Origin of the sequence: Paraburkholderia terricola (assembly GCF_900142195.1) — a bacterium.
GTDB lineage: Bacteria > Pseudomonadota > Gammaproteobacteria > Burkholderiales > Burkholderiaceae > Paraburkholderia > Paraburkholderia terricola.
On the sequence record NZ_FRAB01000002.1, the window covers coordinates 245,755 to 259,381 of the forward strand.

Below are 13,627 nucleotides of genomic sequence, written 5' to 3' on the forward strand. Positions count from 1 at the left end.
CTCACTTGCCCGACGTCACGTTGGCCAACTCGCGATGCTTCAGCAGATCCAGCTGCTCGGTGTTGAAGCGCGAGTAGTCCTTCTGCCATTGCGACGGCTGTTCGACCGGCATCACCTGCACCGCGGTCACCTTGTATTCCGGGCAGTTGGTTGCCCAGTCCGAGCTCTCGGTGGTGATCACGTTCGCGCCCGATTCGGGGAAGTGGAACGTCGTGTAGACGACGCCCGGCTGCATCCGTTCAGTGATTTTCGCGCGCAGCACGGTCTGCCCCGCACGCGATTCGATGCCGACCCAGTCGTCCATCTTGATGCCGCGTTCCTCGGCATCGTGCGGATGGATTTCCAGCCGGTCCTCGTCGTGCCAGCGCGAGTTCTCGGTGCGGCGCGTTTGCGCGCCCACGTTGTACTGCGACAGGATGCGGCCCGTCGTGAGCAGCAGCGGGAACTTGCGCGTGACCTTTTCCGGCGACGCGATGAACTTCGTGATGACGAACTTGCCCTTGCCGCGCACGAAGGTGTCGATGTGCATGGTCGGCGTGCCGTCCGGTGCGTTCTCGTTGCACGGCCACTGAATGCTGCCGAGCTCGTCGAGCTTCTTGTACGAGACGCCGTGGAAAGTCGGCGTGAGACGCGCGATCTCGTCCATGATCTGCGACGGATGCGTGTAGTCCATCTCGTAGCCGAGCGCACGCGCGAGCAGTATGGTCACTTCCCAGTCCGCGTAACCCGGCAGCGGCGGCATCACCTTGCGCACGCGCGAAATGCGGCGCTCCGCGTTGGTGAAGGTGCCGTCCTTTTCGAGGAACGACGAACCCGGCAGCAGCACGTGCGCGTACTTGGCGGTCTCGTTCAGGAAAATATCCTGCACGACGATGCATTCCATCGACGACAGCGCCGCCGATACATGATGCGTGTTCGGGTCGGACTGCACGATGTCCTCGCCCTGGCAGTACAGGCCCATGAAGCTGCCGTCGAGCGCCGCGTCGAACATGTTCGGAATGCGCAGACCCGGTTCCGGCTGCAGCGTGACGTTCCACGCTTGCTCGAACAGCGTGCGCGTGACCGTGTCGCTGATGTGGCGGTAGCCCGGCAACTCATGCGGGAACGAGCCCATGTCGCACGAGCCCTGCACGTTGTTCTGACCGCGCAGCGGATTCACGCCCACGCCTTCGCGGCCGATGTTGCCGGTGGCCATCGCCAGATTCGCGATGCCCATCACCGTGGTCGAACCTTGCGCGTGTTCGGTGACGCCGAGGCCGTAGTAGATCGCGGCGTTGCCGCCGGTGGCGTAGATGCGGGCGGCTTCGCGCACGGCTTGCGCCGGCACGCCGGTGACTTGCTCGGTCGCTTCCGGCGCGTTCTCCGGCAGCGCCACGAAATCGCGCCATTGCTGGAAGGCGCGCGTGTCGCAACGCTCGGCGACGAACGCTTCGTTCAGCAAGCCTTCGGTCACGATCACGTGAGCCAGCGCATTCACGACGGCCACGTTGGTGCCGGGGCGCAATTGCAGATGATGCGAGGCCTTCACGTGCGCCGTATCGACGATATCGATGCGGCGCGGATCGACGACGATCAGCTTCGCGCCCTCACGCACGCGGCGCTTCAGACGCGAGCCGAACACCGGATGGCCGTCGGTCGGATTCGCACCGATTACAACGATGACGTCGGCTTTGTCGACCGAGGCGAAGGTCTGCGTGCCCGCCGATTCGCCGAGCGTGGTCTTCAGGCCGTAGCCGGTGGGCGAGTGGCACACGCGCGCGCAGGTGTCCACGTTGTTGTTGCCGAACGCGGCGCGCACGAGCTTTTGCACGAGATAGGTTTCCTCGTTCGTGCAACGCGACGACGTGATGCCGCCGATCGAATCGCGGCCGTACTTCGCCTGAATGCGGCGGAACTCCGAAGCCGCGTAGTTGAGCGCTTCTTCCCAGCTGACTTCGCGCCACGGGTCGGTGATCTTCGCGCGGATCATCGGCTTGGTGATGCGGTCCTTGTGCGTTGCATAGCCCCAGGCGAAGCGGCCCTTCACGCAGGCGTGGCCTTCGTTGGCCGCGCCGTTCTTGTGCGGCACCATGCGCACGACCTCGTTGCCCTTCATCTCCGCCTTGAACGAGCAGCCGACGCCGCAATACGCGCAAGTGGTGATGACCGAGTGCTCGGCCTGGCCGAGCATGATGACGGTTTTCTCCTGCAGGGTTGCGGTCGGGCACGCGGCGACGCACGCGCCGCACGACACGCATTCCGAGTCCATGAACGGCTTGTTTTCGCTCGCCGCCACGCGCGATTCGAAACCGCGCCCGGCGATGGTCAGCGCGAACGTGCCTTGCGTTTCCTCGCACGCGCGCACGCAGCGATTGCAGACGATGCACTTCGACGGGTCATACGTGAAGTACGGATTCGATTCGTCTTTCTTGTCCTTCAGGTGATTCGCGCCGTCGAAGCCGTAGCGCACTTCGCGCAAGCCGGTCACGCCCGCCATGTCCTGCAGTTCGCAGTCGCCGTTGGCGGGGCAGGTGAGGCAATCGAGCGGGTGATCGGAGATGTACAGCTCCATCACGTTGCGGCGCAGCGATTGCAGACGATCCGTTTGCGTACGGACCTTCATGCCGGCTTCGACCGGCGTCGTGCACGACGCGGGATAGCCGCGCTTGCCTTCGATCTCGACCAGACACAGACGGCACGAGCCGAACGGTTCGAGCGAATCGGTCGCACAGAGCTTCGGCACGTTCACGCCGGCCTCGGCGGCGGCGCGCATCACCGAAGTGCCCGCTGGAACGGTGATCGACTGGCCGTCGATTTCGAGCGTGACGTCGATGTCGGCGTGGCGCGCCGGCGTGCCGTAGTCGGTGTCGTCGTACACCGAGCGGGTCGCGCGTTGTTGCGCTTGCGATTTGCACGCGCAGTTGCCGGAGCCGCAGCCGCCGGCAGGGGAGTTGAGCATGTCGGACATGGTGGGGCTCCTGGGTCAGGCCGCGGCCGCTTTGGGCGCGCTATCGTCTAGGTTGGCGAGACCGAAGTCTTCGGGGAAATGGTCGAGCGCGGAGAGAACCGGGAACGGCGTCATGCCGCCCATCGCGCACAGCGATCCGGACACCATCGTGTCGCACAGATCGCGCAGCAACTGCACTTGCCGCGTGGAGGTATCGCCGTTGCGGATCCGTGCGATCACCTCGACGCCGCGCGTCGAGCCGATCCGGCATGGCGTGCACTTGCCGCAGGATTCGAGCGCGCAGAAATGCATCGCGTACTGCGCGAGTTCGGCGAGGTTCGACGTGTCGTCATGCACGACGAGGCCGCCGTGGCCGACCACCGCGCCGACCGCCGCATACGCCTCGTAGTCCATCGGAATGTCCCACTGGCTTTCCGGCAGATACGTGCCGAGCGGGCCGCCCACCTGCACCGCGCGCGCCGGCCGGCCGCTTGCCGTGCCGCCGCCGTAGTCGTACAGCAGTTCGCGCAGCGTCACGCCGAACGCGAGTTCGACCAGGCCGCCTTGCTTCACGTTGCCGGCGAGCTGGAACGGCAGCGTGCCGCGCGAACGGCCCATGCCGAAGTCTTTGTAGAACGCCGCGCCGCGCGCGAAGATGATCGGCACGGTGGCGAGCGTGATGACGTTGTTGATCACCGTGGGCTGGCCGTACAGACCGACGAGCGCGGGCACCGGCGGCTTCGTGCGCACGATGCCGCGTTTGCCTTCGAGCGATTCGAGCAGCGCGGTTTCCTCGCCGCACACGTAAGCGCCGGCGCCCTTCGCCACGAACAGGTCGAAGCGATGCGCCGAGCCGAGCACGCTGTCGCCGAGCCAGCCGGCGGCGCGCGCCTTGGCGATCGCGGCTTCGAGCGTCGCGATCGAATGCGGATATTCGCTGCGCACGTAGATGTAGCCGACCGTCGCGCCGGTCACAACGCCCGCGATGATCATCCCTTCGATCAGCACGTAGGGATCGCTTTCCATCACGAGGCGATCGGAGAAGGTGCCGGAGTCGCCCTCGTCCGCATTGCAGACGATGTACTTCTGCGCCGCCTTGGCGCCGCGCACCGTGCGCCATTTGATGCCGGCCGGGAAGGCCGCGCCGCCGCGGCCGCGCAGACCGGATTCGATCAAGGCTTCGCAGGCGGCGTCGCCGTCGGTTTGCAATGCGTTGCGCAGACCTTCGAGGCCGCCGTGAGCGGCGTAGTCGTCGATCGAAAGCGGATCGGTGATGCCGATGCGCGCGAAGGTCAGGCGCTGCTGCTTCTTCAGGTAGGGAATGTCGTCGACCACGCCGACGCGCCGCGCATGCTCGCCGCCTTCCACGAAGCCGGCGTCGAAGAGCGCCGCGACGTCGCTCGCCTCGATGTTCGCGTAGCCGATGCGGCCTGCCGCGGTTGCGACCTCGACGAGCGGCTCGAGCCACAGCAGGCCGCGCGACCCGTTGCGAACCAGTTCGATTTCGATGCCGCGGCGTGCAGCCTCGGCCGCGATTGCTTCGGCAAGCGCATCGGCGCCGAGCGCCAGCGCGGAGGAGTCGCAGGGAACGTAGATGCGCGTCATGCCGTCACCTCCACACATTTGCTGGCGGCCGCGAAGATGGCGTCGAACTTCTGCGGCGTGACCCTGGCGTGCAAGGTGCCGTTGAGCATCAGCGCCGGTGACAGCGCGCACTGGCCGAGGCAGTACACCGATTCCAGTTCGACCGTCGCATCATGCTGATGCTCCGCGTCGAATCGACAACCGGTATGCGCCTCGATATGCTGCGCGAGCGCTTCGGTGCCCATGCTGCGGCATGCCTCGGCGCGGCACAGTTGCACCGTGACAGGCGCGGCGGGATGCGTGCGAAAGTGGTGGTAGTAGGTGATGACGCCGTGCACTTCCGCGCGCGACAGGTTCATCGCTCGTGCGAGCGGCGCGACCGTGTCAGGCGGCACGTAGCCGAGTTCGTCCTGAATCGCGTGCAGTACCGCTAGCAGCGACATTCCCGGTTGTGCGTGACGCTGCACGATCTGCTCCGGCGCGATGGCGTTTGAATCGTCCAAGTGGGGGCTCCTCCAAAGTCATATATATGCACTTGTGATTCATAATGCGTGCACGTATGCTTTGCTTGTTAGATATATAAGATACCCAACGATATGCGGCAGGAACGGCTTGCGCAATAGGAAATGATTGAGCATATATGATCAGGATAGAGTGCCAGGCACAACTGGTGGTGAAGGGTCCGGACGGCCGGGAGGTAAGCCTGTCGGACGTGGTGCCGCTGCTCGCGTTGGTGGACGAGTCCGGCAGCATCGCGCAGGCGGCGACGCTTAAGGGTTTGTCCTACCGTCACGCGTGGGGTTTGCTGCGTGGTATCGAGGAGCGTTTGGGCGGCCCTCTGATCGCGAAGGAACGCGGCCGCGGCTCCGTGCTCTCCGAACTCGGGCAAGCGGTGCTGCGCGCGCAACGTCTGTGCGGCGAGCGGCTCGACGGCAACATGCGGGCGCTCGCGAGCGAGGTGGCAAGCGATCTGAACCGCTGGCTCGCGCCGCCCACCGAGAACGTGCGCATTCACGCGTCGCATGGCTACGCGGTGGCCGCGCTCGTCACGACGTTGGTCGCCAACGATCTGCCGGTCGATATCAAGTACCGCGACAGCGCCGACTCGGTCATTGCGCTCTCGCGCGGCGAATGCGATCTGGCCGGCTTTCATTTGCCGCTCGGCGAGTTTCGCGCGGTCTGTGCCGATACCTATCGGCGCTGGCTGGATCCGCAGCGTCATGTGCTCGTGCATCTGACGCGGCGCAAGCAGGGGCTCTTCCTCGGCAAGGGCAATCCGAAGGGAATCGGCGGCCTGAGCGATCTCGCGCGCGACGATATTCGCTTCGTCACTCGCCAGCCCGGCTCGGGCACGCGCATGCTGCTCGATCTTGCGCTACGCAAAGTCGGGGTCGATCCGGATCGCGTCAACGGCTATGCGTCGACCGAGCTCACGCACTCGGCGATCGCGGCGTTCGTGGCGAGCGGCATGGCGGATGCGGGCTTCGGCGTGGAGCCCGCCGCGCATCATTTCGGGCTCGACTTCATTCCGGTCGTCGACGAAGACTATTACTTCGCGTGCGACCGCGCGCGGCTCGAGCGCGGGCCGCTCGCGACGGTGATCGAATTGCTGCGCGGCGCGGCGTTCCGGCAGAGCGTCGACCACCTCGAAGGCTACGATCCGCGCGACTGCGGCAAGCTGCTCGACCTGGAGTTTGGACTCGGCGAAGCCGCGGCGTAAGCCGTTGTAAACATAAAGCAGGGTTGGGCACTGCGCGGGGTGTCCGTTTGGGATACTCTCTCAGCTTTCCGCTTTGACCCTAACCGCGCGCGAACGCGCTGAATCGACATGAAAGTATTTCTTCACGCATGCGTTGCCGCCGCGACGGCCGGTGTGCTGGTCGCCACTGCTTCGGTTGCCTTTGCACAGAATTCGCCCGGTGTGCCGGGCGGCATCTTGCAGGACGAGTTCCGCCTCGCGGAACATCCGCAAATGCCGTTCGCCGCATCCGCGCCTTCGGACAAATATCAGCACGGCAACAAGTCGGCCAAGCGCAAGCGCGGCGACATGGGCGACCCGAACGGCTGCAACCTGCAGTGTCCGAAAGACGAGTAAGCGGGGGTTCTGTTTGTTGGCGAAACGCCGGCGTTCTGCCGGCGTTTTGCGTTTGGGCGTACTGCCTGGCTGTTTGGGACTGACGCTCGTTCAGGGCTTCGCCGTATGCCACACGTCCTTGAAGCCGTCTCCCTTCGTATCGCCCGCCTGCTTATCGGCCGCGTAGCGATAGAGCGGACGGCCCTTGTACGCCCACTGCTGCTTGCCGTCGGCGCCGGGAATCAGCGTCCAGTCGCCCGATGGCTTGTCCGATGGGCTAGCTGTTGCCGCGGGCCAATAATTCACGCAGCCGCCAGTGCAGGCGCTCACGCCAGGCGTGGTGTCCTTGTCGAAGGTGTAAAGCGTCATGCCGTCGGCGGTGACGAAGCGGCCGTCGACGACTTTCGGCGCCTCGGCGAACGCCGTCTGCTGCAGTGCGAGAAGGGCGAGGCAGAAGAGAGTCTTGCGCATGTTGTCGGCTCCTGAATTTTGGTGTTGGTCTCGCGCGGAACGCGGCGTGCGGCCGCGCGTGACGTACAAACGATCGAGCGTTGCCGTTTATTCCATTCACTTCTTGTTCGGCGGGTCGAGACCGGTTCCGGCGATGTCGGCGGCGGCTTCGGGCGAGGCGAGAAGCTGCAGCAATTGCCGCGCTTCCTGCGGATGCCGCGTGCGGGTGGGAATGTGGGCGGCGTAGCGCGTGACCGACTGCAGCGGTTCCGGAATCTTGCCGACGAACTGGTGCTGGGTTGGCACCGGAAGCGACTCGCTGACCTGCTGAAAGCCCAAATGATATTCGCCGTTCGCGACGACGAGCCGATCGGGGACACGGTCGCCTTGGGACAGAACTGGAGAATGGACTATGAGAAATGCGTCGTGTGGGCGGCGGCGCGCGCGCGGATGCGGCGCATCTTCCATCATGAGCGGTGTTTTGTGAACCCGGGTTTGTTGCGGCGGCCAGGCAGAGCGGGTGGCCGGCGGGAAGGACAGCGACAGGCAGCAAAAAACCCGCGAAGCAAAAGCTATCGCGGGTTCTAGGACTCTGCTGGAACAGAATTTGGTGGAGGCGGCGGGAATCGAACCCGCGTCCAGAAGCACTCTACGACCAGTTCTACATGTTTAGTTCAGTCTTTTGATTTAACCGCAGCGACGCGGACGAACACGCTGCACTACGGCGATTCACTAGATTTTCGACCCGGACGTCGTGACACCGCCAAGGCTTAACTGACGTATATGACCTCTGTCGGTATTGCTACCGGTCTTGCGACTCTAGCCCGTCAGTGAACTAGGCAGAGGACGGCGGCCCTTAGGCTGCCAGTGCGAACGTATCGTCGTTTGCAGTTACGTTTTTCCCATTGATTAACGAGGTGACGGGTCCTCGACATGCCCTAGCCGCTTCGCAACCCCTGTCGAAACCAGGTCGCCCCCGCGGTTCGTTGCCCAGTACTTATGGGCCAACAGCAATTTTACAATAGTTTGAACGCCGCGTCCTCGCTGATTGTTTGCGGCGCGGCCTTGTGCTGTCGCGGCCGCAGCGCAGTCCGCGCGCATGTTAGCCGATCTCGCGCAGCAGTCTTTGCAATTCAGCCGGTGATTGCACGACGTGTTGTGCGTGCCATTGCGTCGGCGGAATGTCGTCGCCGCAGTAACCGTACGCGGCCGCCACCGTCTTCATGCCGGCGGCGAAGCCCGCTTGCACGTCGCGCAGGTCGTCGCCAACGTAGACAATGCGCTCGGGCACCACGTCCAGTTCGCGCGCGGCGTGCAGCAAAGGTGCAGGGTGCGGCTTCGAATGCGCCGTCGTGTCGCCGCTCACCACGCAGCCCGCGCGCTCCTCGAGGCCGAGTTGCGCGATCAACGGCTCGGTGAGCCGCGCGACCTTGTTCGTGACGACGCCCCAGCGCACGCCTCGTGCATCGAGTTCGTCGAGTAATTCGGGAATGCCCGGAAACAGCGTGGTCTCGATGCACAGGTCGGCTTCGTAGTTAGCGAGGAATTCTTCCCGCATCGAGGCGAACTCGTGATCCTCCGGGCCAATCCCGAACGCGCCGCAGATCAGCCCGCGCGCTCCCGCGGAAGCAAGTGGGCGGAGGTTTTCGAGCGGCACCATCGCGAGGCCGCGATCATGTCGCATTTTGTTGACGGCCGCCGCGAGATCAGGCGCCGTGTCGGCCAAGGTGCCGTCCAGGTCAAACAGTACGGCCTGGCAAAGACCGAGCGCATCGTCGTTGTCTTCGCGTTGGGGCAGGGGCGTGGGATCGCTCATTAATAGTCCAGGTCCGGCGGGTCGGGGCGGATCAGACGTCGCGGCGGCAGGCGAGCATGTAGTTCACGCTCGTGTCGGCGGACAGCGTGAAATGCTTGCTGAGCGGATTGTAGACAATGCCCTTGATATCGGCCGTGCGCAGGCCGGCGGCGCGCACGAAACCCGCCAATTCCGACGGGCGGATGAAGCGCGCGTAGTCATGGGTGCCCTTCGGTAGCATTCGCGCGATGTATTCGGCGCCGATCACAGCGAACAGGTACGACTTCACATTGCGGTTCAGCGTTGAGAAGAACACCCAGCCGCCGGGTTTCACCAGTGTCTTGCATGCCTCGACAATGGCGGCCGGCTGCGGTACGTGCTCCAGCATTTCCATGCAGGTAACGACGTCGTAGGTTCCCGGTTCGCGGGCTGCGAGTGCCTCGGCGGCGATTTCTTCGTAACTAACCGTTACGCCGCTTTCAAGGCTGTGAAGATCGGCGACGCCGAGCGCCTGGTTCGACAAATCGATGCCTTTAACGTGCGCGCCCAGTCCTGCCATGGATTCCGACAAAATGCCTCCGCCGCAGCCGATGTCCAGAACGTTCTTGCCGGGCAAATGTGCATGGGCGTCGATCCAGCTCAGGCGAATCGGGTTAAGTTCGTGCAGCGGTTTGAATTCGGCATTCGGGTCCCACCAACGATGCGCTAGATCGCTAAATTTCTGTAGTTCGTGGGGATCGGCGTTGGTCATGGCGAAAGCTGCCTCGATGAGAGGGTGCTCGAGGATAAACCGTGAGTATATAGGCGGAGGGGCGAGGCGGCAAAATGCCGTCCATCGGCGCCACGAAGCATTTAGAGGAGGCATTGCGCCCGCGTTTCGGGAACCGGCTGGCGCCGCAGAGGGCAGACACAAAAAAAGCCCCGCCGAAGCGGGGCTTTTCGATACTGCGGTAATTTGTAGCTTACTGCTTCGAAGTACCGACAACTTCGACTTCCACGCGACGATCCGGTGCGAGGCAGGCGACGAGTTGCTTGTGGTTCTTCTGGTTGCAGCCGGTCGTGACCGGGTTGCGCTTGCCCTTGCCTTCCGTATAGATACGGTTGGATTCGATGCCCTTGCTGACCAGGTATGCCTTGACAGCTTGAGCGCGGCGCAGCGACAGACGGTCGTTGTACTTGTCCGAACCGATGCGGTCCGTGTAACCCGTTGCGACGACGACTTCCAGGTTCAGGCCTTGGATCTTCGATGCGAGATCGTTCAGCTTTTCCTTGCCTGCCGGCTTCAGGATCGCCTTGTCGAAGTCGAACAGTGCGTCAGCTTGATACGTGATCTTTTGGCTGGTGATGGCCGGTGCGGGTGCGACCGGAGCCGGCGGCGTCGGAGCCTGAGCAACCAGGGCGCCGTCGCACTTGGCGTTGGCCGTTGCCGGCGTCCAGAATGCATCGCGCCAGCAGAGTTCGTTCGTGCCGTTCATCCACACGTATTCGCCGGTACCATTCACCCAGTTGTCGTTCGTAGCTTGTCGCGACGCCGGCACCGACTGTGCCATGGCGGATGCAGCCATAACCGCGGTAGCTGCAATGAACGCGAGCTTTGAAAGTTTATTCATATTTCTCCTCTCGAAATTGAGATTACCGCAGGTTTACTGCGAGCCTGTTGACGAAGACAAGTCATACATTGCTCGAAGTATAACATCGGTGCAGAACAAAAAAGGTGCTGTGTAGACTTCGAGCAGTGTCTAACTCTTTGTGCGTTGGCATTTTGCCATATCGTTCCCTTCCGACGATAAAAAAATCCGCCCCCGATCGAATCGCCCTCCAATTGTGGTGCATGCGCAACAAAAGCAATCGCCTGGACGGGCCGCCAGTCATGGCTCAGCGGCGGATTGCGCCACGCACAATTCGAGCCTGCTTCGGCTCGAAAGTGGGGCGGCGGCGCGCTCTTCACGCGCGCCCGCTAATAGGTATACGTACCCGCGCCAGGGCGGAATACGCGGCATGTTAGAATCGCGTGATGCGTTGCGCCTGCAATGCTTACGCGAAGGCGCGGTTTACTGCCGCCTTGGCACGTAAAAGATACGGATAATGGATCAATTCGCCAAAGAGACTCTGCCAATCTCCCTAGAGGAGGAAATGCGCCGTTCGTATCTCGATTACGCGATGAGCGTGATCGTGGGGCGTGCGCTTCCCGATGTTCGCGATGGCCTGAAGCCGGTGCACCGGCGCGTGCTGTACGCCATGCACGAGCTCAACAACGACTGGAACCGGGCTTACAAGAAGTCGGCGCGTATCGTCGGCGATGTGATCGGTAAATATCACCCGCACGGCGACACCGCTGTCTACGACACCATCGTCCGGATGGCGCAGGATTTTTCGCTGCGCTACATGCTGGTGGACGGCCAAGGCAACTTCGGTTCGGTCGACGGCGACAACGCCGCGGCCATGCGGTACACCGAAATCCGCATGGCGAAGATAGGCCACGAACTGCTGGCCGACATCGACAAGGAAACGGTCGACTTCACGCCGAACTACGATGGCAGCGAAAACGAACCGGCCATTCTGCCGGCGCGCATCCCCAATCTGCTGATCAATGGCTCGTCCGGCATCGCGGTCGGCATGGCGACCAATATCCCGCCGCACAACCTCAACGAGGTCGTCGACGCGTGCCAGCATCTGCTCAAGAACCCGGAAGCCACGATCGACGAACTGATCGAGATCGTCCCGGCGCCTGATTTCCCGACCGCCGGCATCATCTACGGCGTGGCCGGCGTGCGCGACGGCTACCGCACGGGCCGTGGCCGCGTGGTGATGCGCGCGCTCACGCACTTCGAGGAAATCGATCGCGGCCAGCGCATGGCGATCATCGTCGACGAGTTGCCGTATCAGGTGAACAAGCGCTCGCTTCTGGAGCGCATCGCCGAACTGGTCAACGAAAAGAAGCTCGAAGGCATCTCCGACATCCGCGACGAGTCGGACAAGAGCGGCATGCGCGTCGTGATCGAACTCAAGCGCGGCGAAGTGCCCGAGGTGGTGCTCAACAATCTGTACAAGGCCACCCAGCTCCAGGACACGTTCGGCATGAACATGGTCGCGCTGGTCGATGGCCAGCCGAAGCTGCTGAACCTGAAGGAAATGCTGTCGTGCTTCCTGTCGCATCGCCGGGAAGTGCTGACGCGGCGCACTGTATACGAACTGCGTAAGGCCCGCGAACGCGGCCACGTGCTCGAGGGCCTCGCGGTGGCGCTCGCCAACATCGACGAGTTCATCGCGATCATCAAGGCCGCACCAACTCCTCCGATCGCCAAACAGGAATTGATGGCGCGTCCGTGGGATTCGTCGCTGGTGCGCGAGATGTTGGCGCGTGCCGAGACGGAAAACGCGTCGGCCGGTGGTCGCGAAGCCTATCGTCCGGACGGATTGAATCCGTCCTTCGGCATGCAGTCCGACGGACTCTACCGTCTCTCCGATACCCAGGCTCAGGAAATCCTGCAGATGCGTCTGCAACGCCTGACGGGTCTGGAGCAGGACAAAATCATCGGCGAATACCGCGAAGTAATGGCGCAAATCGCCGACTTGCTGGACATTCTGGCCCGCCCGGAACGCATTACGGCGATCATCGTCGACGAACTGACGTCGGTCAAAGCCGAATTCGGCGACGCGCGCCGCTCGAAGATCGAGTTGAACGCAACCGAGTTGAACACCGAAGATCTGATCACGCCGCAGGAAATGGTCGTGACCATGTCGCATACCGGCTACGTGAAATCGCAGCCGTTGTCCGAATATCGCGCTCAGAAACGCGGTGGTCGCGGCAAGCAGGCCACTTCCATGAAGGAAGACGACTGGATCGACACGCTCTTCATCGCCAACACGCATGATCACATTCTGTGCTTCTCGAATCGCGGCCGTGTTTATTGGGTCAAGGTCTACGAAGTGCCGCAGGGTTCGCGGAATTCGCGCGGCCGGCCGATCGTCAATATGTTCCCGCTGCAGGAAGGCGAAAAGATTACGGTCGTGCTGCCGGTCAAGGAGTTCTCGGCCGACAAGTTCGTCTTCATGGCCACCGCCTTGGGAACGGTAAAGAAGACCCCGCTGGAAGCCTTTAGCCGACCGTTGCGCAAGGGTATTATTGCGGTCGGTCTGGATGACGGCGACTACCTGATCGGCGCGGCCATCACGGACGGCCAGCACGACGTGATGCTGTTCTCCGATTCGGGCAAGGCGGTTCGTTTCGACGAGAACGACGTGCGGCCGATGGGCCGTGAGGCGCGCGGCGTGCGCGGCATGCAGCTCGAAGACGGCCAGAGCGTGATCGCGCTGCTGGTGGCGGGCGACGAGCAGCAGTCGGTGCTGACCGCAACCGAGAACGGTTTCGGCAAGCGCACCCCGATCACCGAGTACACGCGTCATGGGCGCGGTACGAAGGGCATGATCGCAATCCAGACGTCGGAGCGCAACGGCAAGGTCGTCGCCGCCACGCTGGTGGACCAGGAGGCGCAGATCATGCTGATCACGACTACTGGTGTGCTGATCCGCACGCGTGTGTCGGAAATTCGAGAAATGGGACGCGCAACCCAAGGTGTTACACTCATCAGCCTTGACGAAGGGACCAAGCTTTCAGGTCTGCAACAGGTTGCTGAGGCGGAAGCGGATGTCGATGTGGAAGCCGACGTCGAAGGTCCAGCCGAAGGCGACAACGGCGGTGAAAATGGCGATGCGGTTTGATCCGCGTCGGCTGCTTTCAGTCTCAGTAACGAGTTGAAAGCTGCGCGGAGAATAATGGCGTGTCGGGCCGATACGC

Annotated in this window: 10 protein-coding genes, 1 other RNA gene and 1 pseudogene; 3 read left to right on the plus strand and 9 right to left on the minus strand. The window is 63.0% G+C overall.

Annotated elements, in window-relative coordinates; genetic code table 11:
• Position 1: 1 nt before the first annotated feature.
• From fdhF to BUE39_RS02985, 3 genes are read right to left on the minus strand one after another with little or no spacing between them, the layout of a single operon-like run.
• Complete coding sequence (gene fdhF, locus BUE39_RS02975) at positions 2–2,947, minus strand: formate dehydrogenase subunit alpha (RefSeq protein WP_073427151.1); 2,946 nt, start codon at positions 2,945–2,947, stop codon at positions 2–4.
• A 15-nt stretch (positions 2,948–2,962) separates the two neighbouring features.
• A complete protein-coding gene (locus tag BUE39_RS02980) occupies positions 2,963–4,531 on the minus strand; it encodes a formate dehydrogenase beta subunit (RefSeq protein WP_073427152.1) in 1,569 nt (522 codons plus the stop codon).
• On the minus strand, positions 4,528–5,013 hold the full coding sequence (locus tag BUE39_RS02985) for an NAD(P)H-dependent oxidoreductase subunit E (RefSeq protein WP_073427153.1): 486 nt from the start codon (positions 5,011–5,013) through the stop codon (positions 4,528–4,530). Before BUE39_RS02985 ends, BUE39_RS02980 begins: the two co-directional genes overlap by 4 nt.
• A gap of 137 nt (positions 5,014–5,150) precedes the next feature.
• Here BUE39_RS02985 and BUE39_RS02990 point away from each other — a divergent pair, with 137 nt between their 5' ends.
• Entirely contained in the window at positions 5,151–6,230 is a 1,080-nt protein-coding gene (locus tag BUE39_RS02990; protein ID WP_073427154.1) for a substrate-binding domain-containing protein, read from the plus strand.
• Between the two features lie 108 nt (positions 6,231–6,338).
• The gene (locus BUE39_RS02995; RefSeq protein ID WP_073427155.1) at positions 6,339–6,605 is read left to right on the plus strand and encodes a hypothetical protein; all 267 of its coding nucleotides are present in this window, start codon (positions 6,339–6,341) and stop codon (positions 6,603–6,605) included.
• Between the two features lie 90 nt (positions 6,606–6,695).
• Here BUE39_RS02995 and BUE39_RS03000 read toward each other — a convergent pair whose 3' ends face one another.
• The 6 genes and pseudogenes from BUE39_RS03000 to ompA form a co-directional block, all read right to left on the minus strand.
• Positions 6,696–7,055, minus strand: coding sequence for a COG4315 family predicted lipoprotein (locus tag BUE39_RS03000; RefSeq protein ID WP_073427156.1), 360 nt, complete (start codon positions 7,053–7,055; stop codon positions 6,696–6,698).
• A 96-nt stretch (positions 7,056–7,151) separates the two neighbouring features.
• Positions 7,152–7,415: pseudogene (locus tag BUE39_RS03005) on the minus strand (substrate-binding domain-containing protein); the annotation flags it as partial.
• Positions 7,416–7,642: 227 nt separating this feature from the next.
• Positions 7,643–8,012: a transfer-messenger RNA gene (gene ssrA, locus BUE39_RS03010) on the minus strand.
• Positions 8,013–8,136: 124 nt separating this feature from the next.
• Positions 8,137–8,850, minus strand: coding sequence for a phosphoglycolate phosphatase (gph, locus tag BUE39_RS03015; RefSeq protein WP_073427158.1), 714 nt, complete (start codon positions 8,848–8,850; stop codon positions 8,137–8,139).
• A gap of 31 nt (positions 8,851–8,881) precedes the next feature.
• Positions 8,882–9,580: a bifunctional 2-polyprenyl-6-hydroxyphenol methylase/3-demethylubiquinol 3-O-methyltransferase UbiG gene (gene ubiG, locus BUE39_RS03020; RefSeq protein ID WP_073427159.1), complete on the minus strand. Its 699-nt coding sequence runs from the start codon at positions 9,578–9,580 to the stop codon at positions 8,882–8,884.
• A gap of 211 nt (positions 9,581–9,791) precedes the next feature.
• The gene (gene ompA / locus BUE39_RS03025) at positions 9,792–10,439 is read right to left on the minus strand and encodes an outer membrane protein OmpA (protein ID WP_073427160.1); all 648 of its coding nucleotides are present in this window, start codon (positions 10,437–10,439) and stop codon (positions 9,792–9,794) included.
• 475 nt (positions 10,440–10,914) lie between these two features.
• On the opposite strand from ompA, the gene gyrA reads away from it, so the two are divergent.
• A complete protein-coding gene (gene gyrA / locus BUE39_RS03030; RefSeq protein WP_073427161.1) occupies positions 10,915–13,551 on the plus strand; it encodes a DNA gyrase subunit A in 2,637 nt (878 codons plus the stop codon).
• Positions 13,552–13,627 lie beyond the last annotated feature (76 nt).

Excerpts from the sequence above, each read along its gene's own strand:
- BUE39_RS02980 (WP_073427152.1), bottom strand. The coding sequence starts at position 4,531 with ATGACGCGCATCTACGTTCCCTGCGACTCCTCCGCGCTGGCGCTCGGC.
- ubiG (WP_073427159.1), bottom strand. The coding sequence starts at position 9,580 with ATGACCAACGCCGATCCCCACGAACTACAGAAATTTAGCGATCTAGCG.
- gph (WP_073427158.1), bottom strand. The coding sequence starts at position 8,850 with ATGAGCGATCCCACGCCCCTGCCCCAACGCGAAGACAACGACGATGCG.
- fdhF (WP_073427151.1), bottom strand. The coding sequence starts at position 2,947 with ATGTCCGACATGCTCAACTCCCCTGCCGGCGGCTGCGGCTCCGGCAAC.
- BUE39_RS03000 (WP_073427156.1), bottom strand. The coding sequence starts at position 7,055 with ATGCGCAAGACTCTCTTCTGCCTCGCCCTTCTCGCACTGCAGCAGACG.
- BUE39_RS02990 (WP_073427154.1), top strand. The coding sequence starts at position 5,151 with ATGATCAGGATAGAGTGCCAGGCACAACTGGTGGTGAAGGGTCCGGAC.
- gyrA (WP_073427161.1), top strand. The coding sequence starts at position 10,915 with ATGGATCAATTCGCCAAAGAGACTCTGCCAATCTCCCTAGAGGAGGAA.
- ompA (WP_073427160.1), bottom strand. The coding sequence starts at position 10,439 with ATGAATAAACTTTCAAAGCTCGCGTTCATTGCAGCTACCGCGGTTATG.
- BUE39_RS02995 (WP_073427155.1), top strand. The coding sequence starts at position 6,339 with ATGAAAGTATTTCTTCACGCATGCGTTGCCGCCGCGACGGCCGGTGTG.